Below are 22,353 nucleotides of genomic sequence, written 5' to 3'. Positions count from 1 at the left end.
CGATTGCCGCTGACGCCGAACGGCAAGATCGATCGCAAGGCGCTGCCGGCGCCGGATCAGCTCGGCGCCGCCGAGCATGTCGCGCCGCGCACGCCGACCGAAGCGGCGCTGGCCGCGATCTGGGCCGACCTGCTGCGCCAACCCAACATCGGCGTCACCGACAACTTCTTTGAGCTCGGCGGGGATTCGATCATTTCGCTGCAAATGGTGAGCCGCGCGCGCCGCGAAGGCGTCCTGATCGAGCCGCGCGACTGCTTTCAGCATCAAACGATCGAGACGCTTGCAGCAGTCGCCCGGGAAGTCCGGCTGCCAAAGGAAGCGCCGGCGCCGGTGCGGGGCTCGCTCTCGGGACTGAGCAGCGAACAGCTCGAAAAGCTCGCTCTCGACTGGAGCCGCATCGAGGACATCTACCCGTTGTCGCCGATGCAGCAGGGCATGCTGTTCCACAGCCTGCGTGATGCCGGCAGCGGCGTTTACGTCAATCAGGTCAGCGTTGAAATCCGTGGGCTCGATCCCGAACGCTTCCGGTCGGCATGGCAAGACGTGACCGCGCGTCATCCGATGCTTCGGACCGGCTTCCTGTGGCGCGAGCTATCCGGATCGCCGCTGCAAGCCGTCTATCGCGACGCAGCCGCGCCGTTCGAACAGGAAGACTGGCGCGGGCAAATCGTTACCGACGAACGCATCGCGGCGGCTCTAGCCGGCGAGCGTGCCGCCGAATTTGATCTCTCGGCGCCGCCCCTGCAAAGGGTTCGATTGCTGCGTCTCGAGGACGGCTTCTATCGCCTGATCTGGACCTATCATCACATCCTGATGGATGGCTGGAGCTCGGCGCGCTTTGTCGGCGAAGTCCTGGAGCGCTATTACGGCGGATCGCCAGCGGCGAACCCGACGCATTACCGCGACTATATCGGCTGGCTGGTGGCGCAGGACGCGCAAGCGGCCGAACGCTTCTGGCGCGAACAGCTCAAGTCCTTTGACGAGCCGACGCAACTCGCCGATGCCTTCGGGTCTCGCCGTCATCCGGCTTCCGGTCACGCGCGCTGTTACACCCGGCTCGGCGAGACGGCGACCGCGCAGTTGAAGGCGTTCGCTCGCCGTGAGCGGATCACGCTCAATACCATTGTCCAGGGCGTGTGGGCGCTGTTGCTGCAGCGCTATACCGGCCAGCAGGCCGTGACTTTCGGCGTCACCGTCGCCGGTCGCCCGGCAGGCCTCGACGGATCGCAGCAGATGCTCGGTCTCTTCATCAACACATTGCCCGTGATCGAATCGCCGTCGCTGGCAAGCACAGTCGGAGAATGGCTGCGGGCGCTTCAGGATCGCAACCTGGCGATCCGGGATTATGAGCACACGCCGCTCTACGACATTCAGAGCTGGGCCGGCCGCGGCGGCCAGACGATGTTCGACAGCATCATCGTGTTCGAAAACTATCCGATTGAACGCGGCATGCTGCAGAAGGGGGATGGCTCGCTGCAGTTCGGTGGCCTGAAGAATGTCGACGTGACGAACTATCCGATGGATCTGTCGGTGCTCGTCGAGGAAACGCTTCAGGTCGAATACACCTATATGCCGAGCCATTTTACGCCAGCGCAGGCCGAGCAGATCAGGATGCAGTTCGAGCATCTGCTGGCGGCGCTGACGCGGGATGCTTCGGTGCTGCTTGGCGGCATCGATCCGGTCACGACGGTCGATGCCGGTGTTGCCGATAACTGCAATCGCCACGCGGTGCCTGCCGTCGCATTGCCTCTGGTGCATGAGGCGATCAGCGTGCATGCCAAGCGTCACCCGGAACGAACGGCACTTACCATCGGCGGGAACGTGCTCTCGTTCGGAGCGTTCGATACCAAAGCCAATCGTCTTGCCCATCACCTGATTGGCCGCGGGCTCAAGCCCGAGCAGCGGGTCGGCGTCGTGGTCGAGCGAACCGAAGCCACGATGGTCGCGCTGCTCGCCGTCCTCAAGGCGGGCGGGGCGTACGTTCCGCTCGATCCGGAGCTTCCGTCCGAGCGACGCAAGTTTGTCATGCGCGATGCCGGGATTTCGTTCCTGCTGACGGGACAGCTCGAAAAGGGCCTGGACAATGTTGAAAGAATCTCTCTTTCGACTTTCGATTTCGATACGGGCCCGGACCATCCGCCGCAACCGGACTTGAGTTCCGAAAACCTCGCTTATCTGATCTACACCTCCGGTTCGACGGGGACGCCAAAGGGCGTGGCGGTTGCCCACGGGCCGCTTGCGATGCACTGTCACGTCACGGGAGGACTCTACGAGATCGACGAGGGCTCGCGCGAACTGCATTTCCTGTCATTGGCTTTCGACGGCGCGCATGAACGCTGGTTGACGGTGCTGTCGCATGGCGCGCGGCTGCTGATGCGTGACGCGGAATTGTGGACCCCGGAGCAAACGGTCGAGGCTTTGCATGCGCATGGCGTCAGCCATATCGGCCTGCCGCCCGCCTATCTTCAGCAAGTCGCGGAATGGGTCGAGCAGGCGGGCAACCCGCCGCCGGTCAAACTGTATTCGTTCGGCGGCGAGGCGATGCCGAAGGCGGGCTTCGACAAGGTCAAGCGCGTCCTGAAACCGCGCATCCTGATCAACGGTTATGGTCCGACCGAAACCGTGGTCACGCCCCTGGTCTGGAAGGTCGATGGCGCCGCCGAATGCGATACGCCCTACGCGCCGATCGGTCTGCCGGTTGGTGATCGCAGCGCCTATATTCTCGATAGCTCGCTAAATATCATTCCCGCCGGCGTTGCAGGAGAGCTCTATCTCGGAGGCTTTGGGCTGGCGCGCGGCTATCAGGGAAAAGCGGGCATGACGGCCGAACGTTTCGTGCCGGACCCGTTCGCAGCGGCGCCGGGAGCACGACTCTATCGCACCGGCGACCTGGCGCGATGGTGCGAAGACGGCACCATTGAATATCTCGGCCGCAGCGACGACCAGGTCAAGATCAACGGCTTCCGGATCGAACTTGGCGAGATCCAGACCTCGCTTCTTCGGCACGAGGAGATCGAGCAAGCGGCGGTGGTGGCGTTGCCGCGCGTTGCCGGAAGCCAGCTCGTTGCCTATGTCGCGCCGAAGGCGGCAAAGGCCTCGTCAGGAGCACCTGCCGAGGCGCTGGTCGACAGATTGACCGATTTCCTGAGGCGGACATTGCCGGTCTATATGGTGCCGGCACGGATCATGGTGCTTGATCGCCTGCCGGTGATGTCGAGCGGAAAGATCGACCGGCGCGCGCTGCCGGCGCCCGATACCGCGGCGCGAAGCTTCGTTGCTCCGCAGGGGGCTGCGGAAACCGCGATGGCGCGCCTGTGGGCCGACATACTCAAGCTGCCGCAAGTCGGCGTCACCGACAATTTCTTCGAACTGGGCGGCAACTCGATCCTCAGCCTCAAGGTCGTTGCCAGGTTGCGTCAGGACAAGAGCTTCGGCATCGAGATCAAGCTTCGCGATCTCCTGCAGAAGCCGACGATCCGGGCGCTGCTGGCAGATACCGGCGACGTGGCTCCCGCCGCTGCAGCGGCGCCGTCGGCGTTGCTGCCGCTGAACGTTGCGGTTCCTGGAATGCATCCGGTGTTCTGTGTGCATGGTGGTTTCGGCACCGTCTTCGATTATGGACCGCTGGCGCGGCGCCTCCAAGGGCGCCGGCAGGTGATCGGGTTGCAATCCCGGATGCTTGTCGACGGTTCGTGGAGTGATAGGTCGCTCGAGGCGATGGCTGCGGATTATGCGCGCGAGATCAGACAGGTGCAGCCCCGCGGTCCGTACAGCCTGATCGGTTGGTCGCTCGGAGGGCTTCTCGTCAGCCTTGTTGCAGCTGAGCTCGAACGAAGCGGTGAACGTGTGGATCGTCTCGCCTTGGTCGACAGCTTCGTGCTGCGGACGCACGGCGGATCGAACCGGCAGGAAGCCGTAGCCCACTGGGCCGATGATCTCGCTGGATTGCTGTCGGCCGTTCTTCCGAACGCTGCATCCGGCCGTATCCATCCGCACGTGGAAGCAGCGAAACGCGACGGCGCGCCAGAGACGTCCGCAAGCGTCCGGCGTCTGGCCGCGCAGATATTGGAAGAGGTGCAGGGACCATTGCCGGACGACACTCTGCTCGGCATCGACGATCTGTCGAGCGCCTTTGCAGTCGGGCGGCACCTGAAAACCCTGACGCAGAACGCCGCGCCGCCGCGTCGTCTCGCGGCCGCGCCGTTGTGCTGGTGGACGTCAGGTCGCCTGACGCAGCGCGATCGGCTGGAGACGCAGCTCCCGAATGCCGTTGATCGCGGCATTGTTGGCGACAACCATTTTACGATCCTCAGGGATGCCGATTTTCTCGATGAGATATGCGCGCTGCTGGCTCCGGAGGCGACATCGACAACGTCGCAGGACCAGGTGCCGGAACCCGCAGAGTGAACGATCGCATGAGCCTTGATCCCGATATCGCAGCGCTCCTCGAGATGGTCCAGCTTGGGACCGAGAGCGGTGCACGCGTTCCGTTTCCGCAACTGACCGCCATACAGGCACGCGCGGATTTCGACGCTTCTTCGCCGTTGCTCGACGTCGACCCTCCGGCGCTGGCGTTTGAACGCCAGCTCTCTCTGCCGACGCGCGATGGGGAGGCCATCGCCGCGCGGCTGTACGCCCCGCGGGAGCCGGACGCGCAAGATCCCACGCCCGTTCTGCTCTACATGCACGGCGGCGGCTTTGTCGTCGGAAGTCTCGATTCGCATCAGCCCTTGTGCCGAGGCCTCGCCGCCGATAGCGGTGCGGCGGTGCTGTCGATTGGTTATCGGCTTGCCCCGGAGCATAAATTTCCGACGGCGTTCGAGGATGCCGTCGATGCGCTGGCCTGGATCGGTCGCGAGGGGGAGGCGGCCGGGCTGGACGCGGGCCGCGTTGCTGTTGGCGGCGATAGCGCCGGTGGGACGCTTGCCGCAGCACTGGCGATCGCAGCCAAGGCTGACCCAAGCTTGCCGCAGCCTGTTCTGCAGGTTCTCGCCTACCCAGGCCTGAGCGCACGGCAGACCTCGGATTCCTATAACCGGTATGGCTCGGGCTTTCTGCTCGAGCGGGACACCGTCGATTGGTTCTTCCGGCAATATCTCCGCGACGATTCCGACCGCGACGATTGGCGCTTTGCGCCGCTGGCCGCGCACGATCTCTCCGGGCTGGCGCCGGCGCTTTTTGTGCTTGCCGAATATGATCCGCTGGTGGACGAGGGGCGGGATTATGCGGCACGGCTTCGCGCCGCCGGCGTTGCGGTCGATCTCCAGATCTATCCGGGCATGATCCATGAGTTTTTGCGGATGGGAAATGTCGTTGCCAATGCCTTGCAGGCGCAGGCGGCGATCGGACGGGCCCTGGCAAACGCTTTTAGCGCCTCCAGCGCCAGGGCTTGGACGGACACGAGGATTGAAGGTATGTCATAATGGCCTTCCGTCCCCTGGCCTTGGCCGCGAGAGCTCTTTGAGCCGATTTCCATGAACAAAAAGCCTGTCATTGCCTCAGATCGCCGGCCGTCACGCCGCGCCGTTCTCACCGCAGGCGTGAGCCTCGGCGGAGGCGTGCTGCTCGGCAACTGGCCGCTTTGCGCCACGCAAGCCGCCACGTCACAGCCCGGGCCGCGCGTTGCCGCGCTCGGTTGGGCCTGTGCACAGACGCTGCTCGCGCTCGGGGTCGTGCCGCTCGTGGTTCCGGAGATCGAGCGCTACGGCAGGCTCGTCGTCGAGCCGGCCGTCCCGTCAAGCGTTCAGGAAATCGGCCTGCGTTCGGAGCCGAATCTCGAGCTGCTGCAGAGTTTCGCGCCTGATATTATCATCATCGATCCCAGTATCACTGCGGCAATACCCCGGCTCAAGCTGATCGCCCCGGTCGAGATTTTCACGATTTTCAAGCCCGGTCGCCATCCTCTGGAAACCGCGCGCAGTTCGACGATGGAGCTCGCACAGCGGGTTGGCGTGCAGGCCGCGTGCGAAGCCTATCTCGCGCGCTTCGATGCAGCGATGGCCGGTTACCGTGAGCAGCTTCGCAACCGCGGCGGCAAACCGCTCTATCTTGTCAGCGAGATCGCGCGCAATCGTGCGCTCGTGTTCGGTCCGAACAGCCTCTATCAGGAGGTGCTGAACCAGTTCGGATTGAAGAACGCATGGACCGGGCAGAGCGGTCCGTGGGGACATACCAGCGTCGGCCTTGAGGTGCTCGCGGCGGTTCCGGATGCGCGGCTGATCCTGATGAGTTCGCGGGTCGCGGACATCGAAGCGCTGCTGACGTCGAGCCCGGTGTTGCGAACCCTGCCGTTCCTACGGTCGGGGCGGCTAACGGTGCTGGGAAATCAATTCTTCTATGGCGGCGTGCCGGCAGCTGAGCGCTTCGCCCGCCTTCTCGCCGAACGTCTGCCGCAGGAAAAAAATGAGCAAGGTTGAGGCGCTGCCCGCCCGCTCCGGTATCGCGATGCACCCGGCGGTGCTGATCGGGCTGCTGTTTGCAGCAGCGGCTGCGCTGACGTGGCGGCATCTGTCGGGGTTTCTGCCGGCCAACGCATGGTTGCCGGTGCTGTGGCGCCCAGAGATCAACGATCCGCAGCAGATGCTGGTGCATTACACGGTGTTTCCGCGCATAGCGGTGGCGCTGCTGGCCGGCGCAGCGCTGGGCCTCGCAGGAACGGTCTGTCAGCAGGTGCTGCGCAATCCGCTTGCTGAACCGAGCACCCTTGGTGTCCTGAACGGAGCCTATCTCGCGCTGTCCGTGACAACCCTGTGGGCGCCGTCGCTGCTCACCTTCGGCCGTGAGTGGATTGCGTTGCTGGGCGGATTCGCTGCGTTCCTGTGCGTGTTCGGTCTCACTTGGCGCCGTGCGCTATCGCCGGTCGTGCTGGTGCTTGCCGGGCTGATCGTTGCTTATTATTGCGCGGTGACGACCCAGGCCCTGATATTGCTGAACCACGAATACCTCATCGGTCTGTTCATCTGGGGCGCGGGTTTCCTCAATCAGCAGGACTGGAACAACGTCGCGTTCCTTGCGCCGCGTTTCATCATTTCCTTCCTCCTGATCGCGGCGATGGTCCGCCCGCTGACCTTGCTCGGCTTCGACGACGAGACCGCGCGCAATCTCGGCCTCGGATTGACCGGCGCGCGGGTCTGCGCGCTTGGCATCGCGATCGCGCTCAGCGCTTCGGTTGTCAGCGTGGTCGGCGTGATGGGCTTCGTGGGCCTTTCCGCGCCGGCCATCGTCATGCTGTCAGGAGCGCGCCGTTTTCGTGACCGGCTGATTTGGGCGCCACTTTGCGGCGCGCTGCTGCTGTGGCTGACGGATGAGCTTGTGCTGCTGATCCCGCCCGGCTATCGCGAAATGCCGGCTGGCGCCGCCACCGCCCTGATCGGCGCGCCGATGTTGCTGCTGTTGCTGCCGCGGCTTCGGGCCACCGCGCCGGTGGGAAACCTCACGCCATCCGTTCCACCACGTCTCGACCATCCCTGGCGGGTGATCCTGTTCGGTCTGGCCTTGCTGCTGCTCGTGGTCTGGATCGCGCTGGCGGTCGGGGTCGGTTCAGAGGGCTGGAGCTGGAGCGGTCTGGCCGGCATCCAGGAGTTTCTGCCGTGGCGCTGGCCGCGCGTGGTGTCGGCCTTGGCTGCGGGGGCCACGCTGGCGGTGGCCGGCACGCTGCTGCAACGCATGACCGGAAACCCAATGGCGGCTCCAGAGGTGATGGGAATCAGCTATGGCGCTGCGATGGGTGTCTTAGTCCTGCTGTACGCGTTGCCCTCTCACGCCCGCGCGGCGCAGATCGCAGCCGGGGCGATCGGCGCCTTCAGCGTGCTCGGCCTGGTTCTGCTGTTCAGCCGGCGATCCGAATTCAGCCCGGAGCGTGTGCTGCTGGCGGGCGTCGCCATGAGCGCGGCGTTCGGCGCGATCATGGCCATGGTGCTTGCAACCGGTGACCCCCGCATCGGCATGCTTCTGTCGTTGCTGGCGGGATCGCTTTATCAGATCGGTCCGACCGAGGCTGCGATACTGGCCATCGCCGCGATTATCCTGCTGGCACTGGTCCCGATGTTGTCGCGCTGGCTCGATATCCTGCCGCTCGGTCAGGCGGCCTCGCGTTCGGTGGGCGTATCCCTGGCGCGGAGCCGAATCATCATCATGCTGCTGACCGCGTTGTTGACGGCAACCGCGACCCTGATGGTCGGGCTGCTAAGTCTGGTCGGCTTCATCGCGCCGCACATGGCGCGGATGATGGGGGCGCAACGCGCGATTCATCAGGTAGCGCTGGCCGCGCTGATTGGCGGCACCCTGATGGTGTTCGCGGACTGGGCAGGGCGGATGGTGATATTCCCGTTCCAGATGCCGGCCGGCATCTTCGCGATGATGCTCGCCGGTCCATATCTGGTGTGGCTATTGCGCCCGCGGCGCGCGTGACCCCCGCTGCAATGCAGGGCGGATGATCCGCCTGTTCACCGCGCAAAGCTGATGAGGTGGCTTTGATCCGGAGACGGCATCACCCCCATGGGGATGCCGTAGATGGTTTCGAGTTCGGCCGGCGTCATGATCTTGTCAGGCGTTCCGCGCGTTATCAGTCTGCCCGAATGCAGCGCGATGATCTCGTCGCAGAAGCGGGCCGCCATGTTGACGTCGTGGAGAACGACGACGATGCCAAGGTTGCGCTCACGGGCGAGCTGCTGCACCAGCGACAGAACCTCGATCTGATGGGCGATGTCGAGCGCTGAAATTGGCTCGTCGAGCAGCAGGCATTCGGCGTCCTGCGCGACCAGCATGGCGATCCAGACCCGCTGGCGCTCGCCGCCTGACAGTGTGTCGACGAGCCGGTCCGCAAACGGCTCGATGTGGGTGAGCGCCATGGCTTCCGCGACCTTGTTGCGGTCGGTATCGCCAAATCGGCCGAGCGCGCCATGCCAGGGATAACGGCCGAGCGCGACCAGCTCCTTGACCAGCATGCCGGCGGCGGGCGGGGTCTGCTGCGGCAGGTAAGCCACCTTTCGCGCGTATTCCCGATCGCTCCATTCCCGCAATGGACGCCCTTCAAAGCGGATCGTACCGGAGGAGTTTGGCTGCTGCCGCGCCAGCATCTTCAGCAAGGTCGATTTGCCGGAGCCATTGTGTCCGATCAGGCCGACGACGCTGCGAGCGGGAAGGGTCAGGGTCAGCGGTTCGAGCAACGCGCGGCCTGCCACCGCGAAGCCGACCTGGTCCAGTTCGAACAAGGGCATGGCCGCGTCGCGCGACGCCGGGGCGGTTTCGGTTGGCAGAACTGCGTGCATGGGGAACGCCTGGTAGAATTATGTGGTGCAAAGAGAACGCAGCCCGGCCGGTCCACGTGTGCGACGTTGGGACGTCATGGCTGGCGCAGGCTCCAATACGCGACCGCAAGGTGCTGATCGCGGGAAAGTTTTCGCTCATCGCGCAAATGGTTTCGCAGCGCCTTCAGCGCCTGCGCTTCGCAGGCGACCCATGCAAAGACCTCGCGGTGATCGGGCCATCGCAGGGCCTTGACGGCATCGACCAGCAATTGCGTTGTCCCCGCCGGATGGTCGCCACGATGCAGCCAGCGAACCGACATGCCGGCTGGCGCGATCAGCGGAACCTCCTCGAGTTGGTTGGCGACTTCGATGAAGACTTCGCCCATTGCCGTCGCCGGCAGTGTTTCAAGGATGCGCGCGATGGCGGGCAGGGCGGTTTCGTCGCCTGCCAGCATAAACCAGCGCGCCGGACGAATACCTCGCCCGAGTGGGCCGGCCATGCCGCAAATGGCGCCGGCTCGCGCGTTGAGCCCGAATGCGGAGCCAGGCCCGGCATGGTCATGAACCACGAAATCGATGTCGATCTCGCGGGTCTGCAGATCGATGCGACGGATCGTGTAGTAGCGGGTGAGAGGCCTGCGGTCCGCTTCGGGCCACATGATACGTCCGTCCGCGGCAGGCCACGGCCATTCAGGCTTGGCGAGGCCCTCTGGTGGAAAGTACAGCCGGACGTGCAGGTCATCGTCATCCAGGAAACGCGTGATGTCGTCCCCGGTGAAAGTCAGCCGGCGCATGCGGGGCGTGAGATCGATCGCCGCTTTCAGCCGTACCTCGCGGAAATTGGTCAACGTCCCGCCATCCGATTCATGACCGGACCAGACGATCGTCGGTGCCGCGTCGCCTGCGAACTCGATGACGTGGGATGCTACGACCGAACGCAGCATTTCGAGGTGACCCTTGTCGTTGGCCTCGACACGAATCCTGAGTGTCTCAGCCTCGACGGCGAGCGAGCTGGTTCCAAACGGCAGTTTCGCCACCATCAGGCCGCCCTGATCCTCGAAGGCGATGTCATGCTCGGCCAGATGATCGATCATTCGGGCAGCAAGACCGGCGGCATCGGCAAGCTGGATGCGGGTTTCGGAGACGAGCGAATCCAAAGTCATTCTCCAGTCGGGCCTGCTCCAGTCGGGCCTGTCCGATGCTGGCCTGCGAGCGCTTCGATTTCCGGGTATCGCGGTCCGATACGGCGGCCGGATCCATGTCCTACGCGCTCTTCGGCTGCGATGCAAAGGGGGTACTACCCGACATTTTATTAAACGCGTTGCCGATCACAAATTAGAATCGATCGAAAAAGACCGGAAAATAACCGCTGGAATAGCCATGCTGCCATCATGTATTCGCATCACTCCAGCAAGGCTGTTCGTGTCACGACGGGCCGTGTAGGTTCGCTTCAGCCATAATCCAGCGCGGCACTCATGATGATCCCACCAAGCGGCCTGACCGCGCAGATATTGCATCTCCTGCGGCCGTATTGGCCGATTGTGCTCGGTGGCGTCGTCCTCGGTATTGTCGGCGGCGCCAGCGTTGCGGGGCTGCTAGCGGTCGTCAATCGTGGCCTCTATGCGTCGCAGAGCGATGTCGTGACGCTGCTTTTTGCCTTTGCGGGCCTGTGTTCGCTGATCCTGATTGGTTCGATCGGTTCCGATATAAGCGCCAATTATGTCGGACAGCGGATCATTGCCGAGCTTCGGAAGTCGCTTGCGGCCAAGATTCTGGCGGCCCCGATCGACCAACTCGAGATTTATCGTACCCATCGCCTGATCCCGGTTCTCACCCAGGACGTCGACACGATCAGCGATTTCGCGTTCTTCTTCTCGTCCTTCTTCGTGTCCGTCGTCATCACTTTCGGCTGCATGGTTTACCTGGCGGTATTGTCGTGGCCGCTGTTTCTGATCACGGGATTGGTCATCATCCTGGGTTCGCTGGCGCATGCCTTTGCGCGAACGCGAGGGGTTCGGGGCTTCAATGCCGCCCGCGACTCGGAAGATGAGTTGCAGAAGCACTACCGGGCGATCGCGGAGGGCGCGAAGGAATTGCGCTTGAACCGCATCCGTCGGCAGCGCGTGTACGTCGACAAGCTACAGCGTACCGTCGACCAGATCAGCACGGTGCAGATCAAGTCGATCAATCTCTTCGTCACCGCACGTGCCTTCGGCACGATGCTGTTCTTCGTGGTGATCGGCGTAGCGCTGACCCTGCGCCCGTTCCTGTGGCCGGACAGTCCCGCCTCGGTCTCCAGCGGTTTTGTGCTGGTGCTGCTCTATATGCGGGGTCCTATTGACCAGGTTATAGGTATTCTGCCCGCACTCGGCCGCGCACAGGTGGCGATGCGCCGGATTGCTGAGCTCTCGGAGCAGTTCTCCACGCCTGAGCAGGATTTGCTGGCTGCGCCTTCGACCGCGCCGGAAGCATCGGCCAGGATCGAATCGATCGAACTGCGAGGAGTATCCTACACCTTCCGCACCGTGCCCGGCAGCAATCCCTTCGTTCTTGGGCCGATTGACCTGCATATCCGCCAGGGGGACATCGTTTTCATTGTCGGCGAAAATGGCAGCGGAAAAACCACGCTGATCAAACTGCTGCTGGGCCTTTATGCCCCGCAGAGCGGCGCGGTGCTGCGCGATGGCCTGCCGGTCGTAACGGAAACCCGCGATGACTACCGGCAGCTCTTCACGACAATCTTTTCCGACTACTACCTGTTTGAAGATCTTTTGCAGGGAGCGGGAATGGTGCCCGATATCGCCGAGCGGTATCTTGAGCGATTGGAGGTCGCGCACAAGGTTTCGGTTGAAAATGGCGTATTCACGACAACGGATCTGTCCACCGGCCAGCGCAAGCGGCTGGCTCTGATGAATGCCTGGCTCGAGGAGCGGCCCGTTCTGGTGTTCGATGAGTGGGCGGCGGATCAGGATCCGGCGTTCCGGCACATCTTCTACACCGAATTGCTGCCCGACCTGAAGCGCCTGGGCAAGACGATCATCGTGATCTCACATGACGACCGTTATTTTGGCGCGGCGGACCACCTTGTGCGGCTCCGGCATGGCAAGATTGTCGCTGGCGAGGCGAGGCCCCATTACGTCATGGAGCCGTCATCTGTTCCAACCGGTGCGCCTCTTTAGACCTATTTTATTCTCCCGGAAAATTTGAATCTAAGTTCCGGCACCACCGGCGCCGGCCTTGAGTAGGGCATGCAACGTCCCGGCCCGGTCATTCATTGGTTTTGTAAGGAATCTAAACTGGGTGCGTTGGCATTCCTTGTCATCCTGCACGGGAGTGATTTACATCGCGTGCGTGAGCGAAGATCGCGTCTTGTTTGAAGCAATCACGTCAATACGAGTGCCGGATGAACAAAACGTCGAGCTCCGCGAAAGATCCTCATGCGTTTCCGGTCGGGCCGCGCGCCGCCGCGACGGTCCTTCAAGACGGTGCGGAGCTGCGGGTCGTTGCTGGTGGCGCTACGATGATGCGTCTGCGTCTCGATGAGCAGCTGGATCATCTGAAGATGCTTGATGCTCCGGACGATCCGCGGCTTGCGGTGCGGGCGGTTTCAGCGGCTGCAGAGGCAATGTTCGGATGGCGCCCGGGTCTCAACCGGATTTTTCTGGACTCGGTCCGGGAACCGATTGCGCGCGAATTGCTCGACGATGGCCTCGCTGTCGTGGCCGGAAGCAACCTCGTGCTGCTTCCGGATTTGGTCATGCAGCGTCGTGACAACTGGCTGGTCGATGCCGAGCGGTCGCCAATGCCGCAACTGCACGTCATGACGGACGGAAAACGGCATCCGCGACGTCCGCAAAAGCCGGTGGGGATGGTGTATGCCCGCTTCATCCCCTGGCTCTCCGAGATCATCTCGTTCCGTGTCGCGGATCTGAATGATGATCTTCATTTGCTGCACCGCTGGATGAACGATCCTCGCGTCGACGCCTTCTGGGACGAAGCCGGCGATCTGGAAAAGCATCGCAAGTATCTGTCCACTATTCTGGCCGATCCGCACATGCTGCCGCTGATCGGCTGCTTCGGCGACGCGCCATTCGGCTATTTCGAGGTCTATTGGGCCAAGGAGAACCGTATCGCGCCGTTTTACGATGCCGATGATTACGATCGCGGCTGGCACGTTGTCGTCGGAGAGGACGCCTATCGGGGACGCCGCTACATCAGCGCATGGCTGCCCTCGCTGATGCACTACATGTTCCTGGATGATTGCCGAACGCAGCGGATCGTCGGCGAGCCGGCGGCGGCGCATTCGCAGCAACTCCGCAACCTTGAACTCTCGGGATTCGCGAGGATCAAGAACTTCGATTTTCCACACAAGCGGGCCACCCTGGTCATGCTGCTGCGCGAGCGCTTCTTTGGTGACCGGCTGTGGCTACCGGCGACGGCCGGTCCGGCACCCACAGCCTAACGCGCGAACGGAGCGCAGCTTTATGTCTCATCAGCTTGCCATCGAGCACGACGTCATTGGCGTCGGATTCGGTCCGTCCAATCTCGCGCTTGCGATCGCGCTGGACGAGTGCGCCAGAAGGTCACGCTTGAAATGCACTCCTCTCTTCGTCGAGAGGCAGCGCCAATTTACCTGGCATGGCGGCATGCTTTTGCCGGGTAGCGATATGCAGATCTCGTTTCTCAAGGATCTGGTTTCGTTGCGTGATCCGACCAGTCCGTTCACCTTTGTGAACTATCTGCACAAGCACGGCCGCTTGCAGGATTTCATCAACTGTCGGACGTTCTATCCGAGCAGGATGGAATTCAACGATTATCTGCGGTGGGTGGCAGCGCAGTTCAAGTCACTAGCGGCTTACGGCGAAGCCGTCGTTGCCATCGAACCCGTAACAGCGGGGCCGTCGGTGAATTCGTTGCGGGTCTATTCACGCAACTTCGCCGGCGGTGAAACGGTGCGGCTTGCGAAGAACCTTGTCGTGGCGGCGGGAGGTAAGCCCAATATCCCGCAGGTCTTCGCGAAAATCGCCGACGATTCCAGATTGTTCCACTCAAGCCGCTACCTCGATACGGTCGAGTCCGCCGGCCTCGGCGGCAAGGCGGCATGCGTGGCCGTTGTCGGGGGAGGGCAGAGCGCGGTCGAGGTGACGGTCGATCTTCGAAACCGTTTTCCGCACGCGAACATTGACCTGATCTTTCGCGGCCATGCATTAAAACCGTCCGACAGCAGTCCGTTCGTCAACGAAATCTTCAATCCGGATTACACGGATTTTATCTACGCCCAGCCGGACGAGCGCCGGAATGCGATCGTTCACAATTTTCGAAATACCAACTATGCCGTGGTCGATTCCGATCTGCTCGATCAGTTGTATCGCTTGCTCTACCAGCAGCGCGTCAGCGGCACGACGGGCATCGAATTGCATCCGCGCAGCGAGATCACCAAAGTGCTCGCGGCTGTTGAAGGCATTGAAATCCGAACGGTCGATAAATTCGACGGTCGGGACCGCCGCTCCTGCTACGATGCCGTTATCCTTGCGACCGGCTATGACAGGGAAACGCCACACGCGTTTCTGGAGCCGATACGGCGCTATATCCAGGACGACGTTGTCGACCGCAATTACAGGCTCGCCACGAGCCCTGCGTTTCGGCCGCAAATCCATCTCCAGGGGTATTCCGAGGCCTCTCACGGCCTGAGCGACACGTTGCTCTCCGTTCTGGCCAGCCGTTCGCAGGAAATCGCCGAGTCGCTGCTTTTGACGATCTCGCGCCGCGAACTGATAGCTTAGCGTTCAGGCGGCGGGAGCTATCAGCCGCCATTGCGAGACAGGCCCGAGCGCTGCTGGTAGCGAAAGAACGGCGGGTGATGGGCCAGCGTCGATGATCACCGAATGCGGTGGAATGATGAATCCAAGCGCGGCTGCCTTAAGTATGGCTTCCTTGAGGGTCCAGTAGCGAAGAAACAGCCGCGAGCGGAATGCGGCAGGAGTGCTCCACAGGACCTCACGCTCTTCGCGAGCCAGGACGATCTCACTCACGGAATCCAGATCGGGGATTTCTCGCAAGGGCTCGACATCGACACCGACCGGCGAACGCGCAGCAGCGACAGCGACCACACCTCTTGCGTGACTCAGGCTGAAGTCGATGTTCGGCGAGTCTGAGACGAGCATCGGCTTGCCGTGCTCGGACGGTCGAAACCGCAAGGTGTCGGCGGCGTGCCCCACAATGCTCCCCAGCAAAAGGCGGACGCCGGCATGTGCGGCGAGGTAGCTATTTCGATCCTCAATGTGCACGAAGCGCACCAGGCGGCTGGCTTCCTCGCCGTCGAGCACCGCGGCAGCTTGCTCGAAGCTGAGCGTGCCCAGTCCTTCGGTGCCTTGGTCATGAGAGGGATGCACTGCCGCTAGCCAGAAGGCGATGTCCTCCGGTCTTAACCGCTCGGTCAGGCCTGAGATGCCTGGACTGGTCAGCCATCGCACACCCAGCTCTTCTTGCGGAATTCTGCAATTGGTTGCGATAGACCACGCGACGGTATCTCGTGCATTGGCCGTCGTTAGCGATACTGCGAGTTTGTCCTTTCCAGCGTCGTCGGATAGCGCCATGTCCATCGGCCATTTGGAGAAATTTTGAAGAGTAATGTAAGCTGTCGAGAAATCAAAATTATCCCTTCTCCGGCGCCCCCATGATGGATGGAGCGACAAGGTGCTGACGCCAACCGCCGGACAGATTGCCTGGGCCAACGAGGTCATTGAAGCGATGGCGGCGGCCGAACGCGAAGGGCGCGGGGCGCTCAAGGACCAAGAGCGGTGAGATGACCGCTCTCATGCACATCAAGTTGGCCAGGAAACTGCTCGATCGGGCAGCCAGCATCGGGGGAAAGCCGTGAGCGCACTTGAGGGGATCCGGGTCCTCGACCTCGGCACGTTCATCGCGGGGCCGCATTGCGCCACCATTCTCGGTGAATTCGGTGCCGAGGTTATCAAGATCGAGCCACCAAAGACCGGCGACTCGCTTCGGCGTCTTGGAACCAATACCGAATGCGGCGATACGCTGGTTTGGCTCTCCGAAGCCCGCAACAAGAAATGCGTCACGCTGAATCTCGGGACCGAGCGCGGGCGGGAACTGCTGAAGCGCCTCGCCGCGAAATGCGACATCATCGTCGAGAATTTTCGGCCCGGCACCTTGGAAAAATGGGGACTCGGCTATGAGGAACTCAAGAAGATCAATCCCGGTGCGATCCTGGTGCGCATCTCGGCCTACGGGCAGGATGGACCGATGCGGACGCAGCCGGGCTTTGCCCGCATCGCGCACGCGTTTTCCGGCCTGACCTATCTTGCCGGCGAGCCCGGCGGTATTCCCGTTGTTCCAGGATCGACCTCGCTGGCCGATTACATGTCGGGCATGTACGGCGCCATCGGCGCACTGGTTGCGCTGCGGGCCCGCGAGGCTACCGGCGAGGGGCAATGCGTCGATCTCGCCCTGTACGAATCGGTGTTTCGCGTGCTCGACGAGATCGCGCCTGCCTATCAGAAGTTCGGCTATGTGCGCGAGCGGATGGGCGCGGACGCGGTCAATGTCTGCCCGCACAGCCACTACCAGACCGAGGACGGCAAATGGATCGCGATCGCCTGCACCAGTGATCAGATGTTCGCGCGGCTCGCGGAAGCGATGGGGCAACCGGAACTGGCCTCGGCGGAACGATATGGTCCACAGACGCTGCGGCTGGCGGCCCGCGACGAGGTCAACCGCATCGTCGCCGAATGGGTCGCCTCGCGCGACCTCGACAGCGTCCTTGCGCTTTGTTCGAAGGGAGGCGTGCCGGCCAGTCTGATCTTCAGCATCGCGGATATTTTCGAAGACCCGCAATACCGCGCCCGGGGTAACATCCAAATGACGGACTCGCGCGCCGGCGAGATCGCGGTTCCCGGCGTCGTACCACGGCTGTCGGAAACGCCCGGTGAGATCCGCTGGCTTGGCGCGGGTCTGGGTGCCCAAAACGAGGATATCTACAAAGGTCTGCTCGAACTAAGCAGCGAAGAGATCGAAGATTTACGGGTCTCCGGCGTGATTTAAGTGATCACCACGGTTTGGTATCTTCTGAGTGTGCGCTTGACCGTCACATCATAGAGCCGGGCTGCAGCCTTGCTCCGCCGGCAGTTCCTCGGCATTGGGGTCGCCCGGTGCCGTCGCCCAGGCCAGTTCGACGAGCGTCACAATCCGCCGACCTGCACCGTCGAGCTGGCAAACGATGAGGCCCTGCTCCTCGATGTAGGTCAGCAGACGCCGTGCACGGCGCAACGAATGCGAGCCATAGGCGCGGGCAATCGCTGCATCACCCGGGCAGGGCCAACCTTCCTTCGCGGCGCGGGCGATCATCATGAAGACGCCCTGCATATCCTCCGGCAGAAGGGAGGCGCGGACCGAGACATCCTCCCAGCCGTCATCGTCAGCCATATCGGAGCCGAGCCCGGCGCGGGCGCGCGTCAGCATGCGACGGAAGTCACCCAGGTCCGGCACAGCCGAACCGAGGCCCTCTATTCGGCAGCGGACAACGAACTCCTGATAGAGGACGCCGATGGCACGGAACCCGGCGTCGGGTTCGGCCATGACGGCGCGCAGAATGCGGTCCACGCGCTCATGCCGCTCCGCCAGTGCCTCGGCGCTAAGCGGCTGCTCCACCGATTCGGGACGGATCTCCAGCGCCGCTGACTTCGCCGCCATGAGCTGGCCGAGGAGGTCGGGTGGCGACCGGCGCTGGGGCCGATTATGCTCGGGCGGCGGTGCTGCCAGGATGATGGCGCGTGCGTCCGGTGTCGCTTCCGGCAGAGGCATCAGGCGCGGGGTCGCGTTGCGCGGCGTTGTATCCGTCGGACCAATGCGCAGCCCCAGCGGACGGCGGGACAGGGCCGGCCCCAGCGCCATGAATTGGCCGCGCTCCAGATCCCGGAAGGCCTCTGCCTGTCGCCGCTCCATGCCCAGCAGGTCAGCAGCGCGCGCCATGTCGATATCCAGAAAGGTTCGCCCCATGAGGAAATTGGACGCCTCGGCCGCGACGTTCTTGGCGAGTTTTGCCAGTCGCTGGGTGGCGATGATTCCCGCAAGCCCGCGTTTGCGGCCACGGCACATCAGGTTCGTCATGGCGCCGAGCGAGAGTTTGCGCGCCTCGTCCGAAACCTCGCCGGCGACGGCCGGCGCGAACAGCTGCGCCTCATCCACCACCACCAGCATCGGATACCAGTGGTCGCGGGCGGCCTCGAAAAGCCCGCCGAGGAAGGCGGCGGCGCGCCGCATCTGGTTCTCGGCGTCGAGCCCCTCGAGATTGAGCACCGTGGAGACGCGATGTATGCGCGCTCGCTCGCCGGCGACCTGCAGGCCCCGCTCGGTATGGTCCTGGGCATCGATCAGGAGGTGGCCGAAACGGTCGGCAAGCGCAACAAAGTCGCCTTCGGGGTCGATGATGGTCTGCTGCACCCAGGGGGCGCTCTGTTCCAGCAACCGGCGCAGCAGATGGGATTTGCCCGAGCCGGAATTGCCCTGCACCAGCAGGCGCGTCGCCAGCAGTTCCTCAAGGTCCAGGTTAGCCGGGGCGCCTGCCGTTGTGTGGCCCATCTCGATCGCAACGGTCATGTCTCGACTCAAAGTCTCCCTGCGGAGGCGGGCTTAACAACCCGACCGCAGCCCGTCGAGCGCCCATTGGCCGGTTGCTCACGTTCTCCACGGCTGGTCGAACGCTGGCATGGTCGTGCACTATTGGAAAAGACCGTCATCGTGGCCCACGCGATTCGATGTCGCTCTGGACAACGCGAAACCCAATAAACTGTAGCGTTCGACCTGGGCCTTGGGATCCCACAATTTCGAGCGCATCAGCGCCTTGCCGCAATGGAAATAGCATTCATCGACATGGACCTTGAGCCCGATGATCGGCACGACGTTTTGCACCGCCAGCGGCGTCAGCAGGGCCGGATCCTGGGTGATCTCCGCCTTGCCGTTGATGCGCAGCGTTTCCTTGATGCCCGGCACCAGGAAAATCAGGCCGATACCTGGCGAGGCCAGGATGTTGCCGAACGTGTCGACCCGGTTGTTGCCGCGGCGGTCCGGGATCAGCAGCGATTTGTCGTCGAGCACCGCGACGAAGCCCGGCGCGTCACCGCGCGGGCTCGCGTCGGCGTTGCCCTTGCCATCGCTCGATGCGAGGACCAGGAACGGGGAGAGCGCGATGAATTCGCGACAGAACTTGTCGAGATGGTACAGGACCTTCTTCTCGGCGAGCGGGCTTAGCTGCCCGAAATGCGCACGCAGATCTTCTGGCGTCCGGACCAAGGGCTTGCCGCCCGCGCCGTTGCTCTCCATGGCAGACCTCCTCCTGTCTTGTTGCGTTTTTACGTCACCTCGACACCGCACCAACCCGCGATGAACAGCGCCAGCGTCTTGGTGACCTTCTTCACGGATTCGAGTTCTACCCGCTCGTCGAAACCGTGCGCGTTTTCCATCCTGGCGCCGAAGCAGAATGCGGGGACATCGTAATCGAGCCCGTAGAAGCGTGTGTCGGTGAGGCCGGTGAAACAGGCGTCCTCGAGCGGGCCACCGAACACGGCCTCATACGCCGCTGATAGCACCGCCTCGCTGTCCTGCGCGCCGGTCACCTCATAACCCGGCGACAGGAAGCCCGACCAGACGACCTCAGGCGCGTTATCGGCAAGGAACGGATGGGTCCTGGCGGCCTTCGCGACGCAGGCGACGATCTCGGCCTGGCAATCGGCGATCGTCCAGCCGGGCAGGATGCCGATACGGCAATCGACGTCGCACCAGGCCGGAACGCTCGAGGCCCAGTCGCCGCTCTTGATGATGCCGGGATTGAAATTGAGCGGATGCTTGACCTTGCCGAAAAAGCGATGGCTCCTGGCGCGCTCGTTCCACTCGGCCTCCAGTCCTTCGAGGGCCTGGATCAGGTGATAAGCGGCGAGCCCATCGAATGGCGGAAGTGGGATGGGGATTGATCGCGACCTGCGCGATCTTTTCATTGGCGAGGCTTGAAGGTGCTCTGCTGCTTCTTGCGCCGGCTGTCCTTGTGGCCCGCGGCCAACGGGGCGTAATGAGGCTCGCGACGGTCTAAGGTGACTACAAATTATGCAGATCAAACTAAAAAGTCAGCAGATGACGCCGTGACGCTCAATCGAATATGGCAGAGGCGCTGTCATGATCGGAGTGTGCCGCCACGATACGCTGCATCATCTCGACGAATGCGACTTGCTCCCGTTCACTCAAATTGTCGAGTGTGGCGCGGTGTGCGGCCCGGGCCGAGGCCTCGATTTTTGCCAGGAGCGTCGTTCCCGCCGGGGTCAATTTGCAGAGCCGGGCGCGGCGGTCTTCGTCATTAATGGCTCGCTCGACAAAATTGCGGGCCGCCAGTCGCTTCAGCGCTCCGGTCGTCGTCGTCCGATCCAGCGCGATATCGGCCGCCAATGTGGTCTGATCGGCGGTTTTCCGCACCGCAAGCGCCGAAAGCAGGCTGTATTGCAGCGGTGTGATCTCGAACTCGCCGCACGCTTCCTGGAACAGGGCGACATGGATCTGATGCAGCCGCCGGATCAGAAATCCCGGTCGCTGTGACAACGGCCACGGTCGGTGTTTGGTCTCGACGCGACGCCTTTTTGCTTTTTGCAACGCACTCTCCCAGCCCCCGGCACCCGGCGCGGGTTATCCGATTCGAGCGCCGGCGCCATGATTAATCATGGCATGCGCTTTGCTTTTGTAAAATACGAAGTATGCTTCGTATCTCGACAGGAGAGCGGGGATGAACTCCGCCGGCCGAAACACAGGAGATCGCTATGTCTATCAGCGCCAGCTTCGACCAGCTTCTGCGCGGCGGCCGGGTGATCTGCCCGGCCTCAGGCATCGATGGCATCCGGGACGTCGCCATTCGCAGTGGCAAGATCGCGGCCGTGCAGCCCGATATCCTGCCGACCAGCGCCAGAGAGGTGATCGACGTGACCGGCAAGCTGGTATTGCCGGGTCTCATCGACACGCACGCACATGTCTATCAATACGTCACCGGCCGCTTCGGCATGAATGCCGATATGGTGGGCGTGCAGTCCGGCGTGACGACGTTGGTCGATCAGGGTGGTCCGTCATGCATGACGTTGCCGGGCTTCCGGCACTTCGTCGCCGAGCCGGCGAAGTCGCGCGTTTATGCGTTCCTGTCGGCCTATCTGGTGGGCGGGCTCGAGGGTCATTACTATCCCAAGCTCTACAGCCCCGATGGCGTCGACATCGACGCCACGGTGAAGTCGGCCACGTCCAATCTCGACATCGTTCGCGGCATCAAGGCTCATGCCGAGATCGGTGGTTTCGCGCGCTGGGGCATTCGCGTCATCGAGATGGCGTCCGAGATCGGGCGCCGCGCCGATCTGCCGGTCTATGTGCATTTCGGTCAGCTTTGGGGCCTGCCCGAGAGCGGCACCAACGGCGAAAACGTCGACACCATTCTGGAGCGCGTAATCCCCTTGCTGCGCGAGGGCGACGTGCTGGCGCATCCGTTTACGCGCCATCCCGGCGGTTTCGTCAACCGTGAGGGTGAAGTGCATCCCGTGATCGAGGCGGCGCTGGATCGCGGCTTGAAGGTCGATGTCGGTCACGGCAGCCACTTCTCCTATCGTCTCGCCAAGAAGGCGATTGCCGCCGGCATTATTCCGACGACGCTCGGAGCGGACATTCACGGCTACAATACCCACGTGCCTCAGCCTGCCGGCACGCCGGACCAGCACGAGGATGACGAGAATCATCCGTTTGCGGGTCAGGCCAAGTTCAGCCTGGTCCAGGCGATGAGCTCGATGATGGCGCTCGGCCTCACGCTCGAACAGATTGTGCCGATGGTCACCTCGAGCCCGGCCAAGATGCTCGGCCGTGCTGACGAAATCGGAGCCCTCAAGGTCGGCAGGGATGCGGACGTCTCGGTCATTGGACAGCGTACCGGACGATTTGTCCTTTCTGACAACGAGAAGAACGAAGTCATCGCCGAACGCCTGCTGCAGCCCGCGTTCTGTCTACGTGCCGGTACGCGATATGACGCGATCGCGCCAATTCTGCCTCAGGCGGTTGCGGCGTAACGCGG

At 62.9% G+C, this 22,353-nt stretch carries 15 protein-coding genes and 1 pseudogene; 9 read left to right on the top strand and 7 right to left on the bottom strand.

Annotated elements, in window-relative coordinates; all coding sequences use genetic code 11:
* From JQ611_RS34205 to fhuB, 4 genes are all read left to right on the top strand, one after another.
* A partial coding sequence (locus JQ611_RS34205) for a non-ribosomal peptide synthetase (protein ID WP_212467941.1) occupies positions 1-4,407 on the top strand: 4,407 nt, incomplete at its 5' end.
* Positions 4,404-5,423, top strand: coding sequence for an alpha/beta hydrolase (locus JQ611_RS34200; RefSeq protein WP_312012322.1), 1,020 nt, complete (start codon positions 4,404-4,406; stop codon positions 5,421-5,423). The genes JQ611_RS34205 and JQ611_RS34200, both read left to right, overlap by 4 nt.
* Before the next feature lie 51 nt (positions 5,424-5,474).
* A complete protein-coding gene (locus JQ611_RS34195) occupies positions 5,475-6,416 on the top strand; it encodes an ABC transporter substrate-binding protein (protein WP_212467940.1) in 942 nt (313 codons plus the stop codon).
* Positions 6,403-8,409, top strand: a complete 2,007-nt coding sequence (gene fhuB, locus JQ611_RS34190; RefSeq protein WP_212467939.1) for a Fe(3+)-hydroxamate ABC transporter permease FhuB — start codon at positions 6,403-6,405, stop codon at positions 8,407-8,409. The genes JQ611_RS34195 and fhuB overlap by 14 nt, the downstream gene beginning before the upstream one ends.
* A gap of 35 nt (positions 8,410-8,444) precedes the next feature.
* Here fhuB and JQ611_RS34185 read toward each other — a convergent pair whose 3' ends face one another.
* On the bottom strand, positions 8,445-9,269 hold the full coding sequence (locus JQ611_RS34185; RefSeq protein WP_212467938.1) for an ATP-binding cassette domain-containing protein: 825 nt from the start codon (positions 9,267-9,269) through the stop codon (positions 8,445-8,447).
* Between the two features lie 74 nt (positions 9,270-9,343).
* Entirely contained in the window at positions 9,344-10,405 is a 1,062-nt protein-coding gene (locus JQ611_RS34180; protein ID WP_212467937.1) for a siderophore-interacting protein, read from the bottom strand.
* 321 nt (positions 10,406-10,726) lie between these two features.
* On the opposite strand from JQ611_RS34180, the gene JQ611_RS34175 reads away from it, so the two are divergent.
* The 3 genes from JQ611_RS34175 to JQ611_RS34165 all read left to right on the top strand — a co-directional run bounded on the left by JQ611_RS34175 (position 10,727) and on the right by JQ611_RS34165 (position 15,031).
* On the top strand, positions 10,727-12,427 hold the full coding sequence (locus JQ611_RS34175) for a cyclic peptide export ABC transporter (protein ID WP_283814655.1): 1,701 nt from the start codon (positions 10,727-10,729) through the stop codon (positions 12,425-12,427).
* Positions 12,428-12,651: 224 nt separating this feature from the next.
* Complete coding sequence (locus JQ611_RS34170; RefSeq protein ID WP_212467936.1) at positions 12,652-13,710, top strand: GNAT family N-acetyltransferase; 1,059 nt, start codon at positions 12,652-12,654, stop codon at positions 13,708-13,710.
* The gene (locus tag JQ611_RS34165) at positions 13,661-15,031 is read left to right on the top strand and encodes a lysine N(6)-hydroxylase/L-ornithine N(5)-oxygenase family protein (protein WP_312012321.1); all 1,371 of its coding nucleotides are present in this window, start codon (positions 13,661-13,663) and stop codon (positions 15,029-15,031) included. The genes JQ611_RS34170 and JQ611_RS34165 overlap by 50 nt, the downstream gene beginning before the upstream one ends.
* Before the next feature lie 3 nt (positions 15,032-15,034).
* Here JQ611_RS34165 and JQ611_RS34160 read toward each other — a convergent pair whose 3' ends face one another.
* A complete protein-coding gene (locus tag JQ611_RS34160; protein WP_212269177.1) occupies positions 15,035-15,844 on the bottom strand; it encodes a 4'-phosphopantetheinyl transferase superfamily protein in 810 nt (269 codons plus the stop codon).
* A gap of 280 nt (positions 15,845-16,124) precedes the next feature.
* On the opposite strand from JQ611_RS34160, the gene JQ611_RS34155 reads away from it, so the two are divergent.
* Positions 16,125-17,315 carry a CaiB/BaiF CoA-transferase family protein gene (locus JQ611_RS34155; RefSeq protein ID WP_212269176.1) on the top strand — a complete coding sequence of 397 codons (1,191 nt, stop codon included), beginning with the start codon at positions 16,125-16,127 and terminating at the stop codon, positions 17,313-17,315.
* A 48-nt stretch (positions 17,316-17,363) separates the two neighbouring features.
* Here JQ611_RS34155 and JQ611_RS34150 read toward each other — a convergent pair whose 3' ends face one another.
* The 4 genes and pseudogenes from JQ611_RS34150 to JQ611_RS34135 all read right to left on the bottom strand — a co-directional run bounded on the left by JQ611_RS34150 (position 17,364) and on the right by JQ611_RS34135 (position 20,732).
* On the bottom strand, positions 17,364-18,869 hold the full coding sequence (locus JQ611_RS34150; protein ID WP_212269175.1) for an ATP-binding protein: 1,506 nt from the start codon (positions 18,867-18,869) through the stop codon (positions 17,364-17,366).
* 120 nt (positions 18,870-18,989) lie between these two features.
* The gene (locus tag JQ611_RS34145; protein ID WP_212269174.1) at positions 18,990-19,592 is read right to left on the bottom strand and encodes a pyridoxamine 5'-phosphate oxidase family protein; all 603 of its coding nucleotides are present in this window, start codon (positions 19,590-19,592) and stop codon (positions 18,990-18,992) included.
* A gap of 29 nt (positions 19,593-19,621) precedes the next feature.
* Positions 19,622-20,206: pseudogene (locus tag JQ611_RS34140) on the bottom strand (M20/M25/M40 family metallo-hydrolase); the annotation flags it as partial.
* 205 nt (positions 20,207-20,411) lie between these two features.
* Positions 20,412-20,732, bottom strand: a complete 321-nt coding sequence (locus tag JQ611_RS34135; RefSeq protein ID WP_312012324.1) for a MarR family transcriptional regulator — start codon at positions 20,730-20,732, stop codon at positions 20,412-20,414.
* Between the two features lie 338 nt (positions 20,733-21,070).
* On the opposite strand from JQ611_RS34135, the gene JQ611_RS34130 reads away from it, so the two are divergent.
* On the top strand, positions 21,071-22,348 hold the full coding sequence (locus JQ611_RS34130) for an amidohydrolase/deacetylase family metallohydrolase (RefSeq protein ID WP_212467935.1): 1,278 nt from the start codon (positions 21,071-21,073) through the stop codon (positions 22,346-22,348).
* The last annotated feature ends 5 nt before the right edge of the window (positions 22,349-22,353 follow it).

Source organism: Bradyrhizobium sp. AUGA SZCCT0182 (assembly GCF_018130185.1).
In the GTDB taxonomy this organism is placed as follows: domain Bacteria; phylum Pseudomonadota; class Alphaproteobacteria; order Rhizobiales; family Xanthobacteraceae; genus Bradyrhizobium.
Note: the sequence above shows the minus strand (reverse complement) of the source record. Positions and strands in the feature narration are given on the sequence as shown.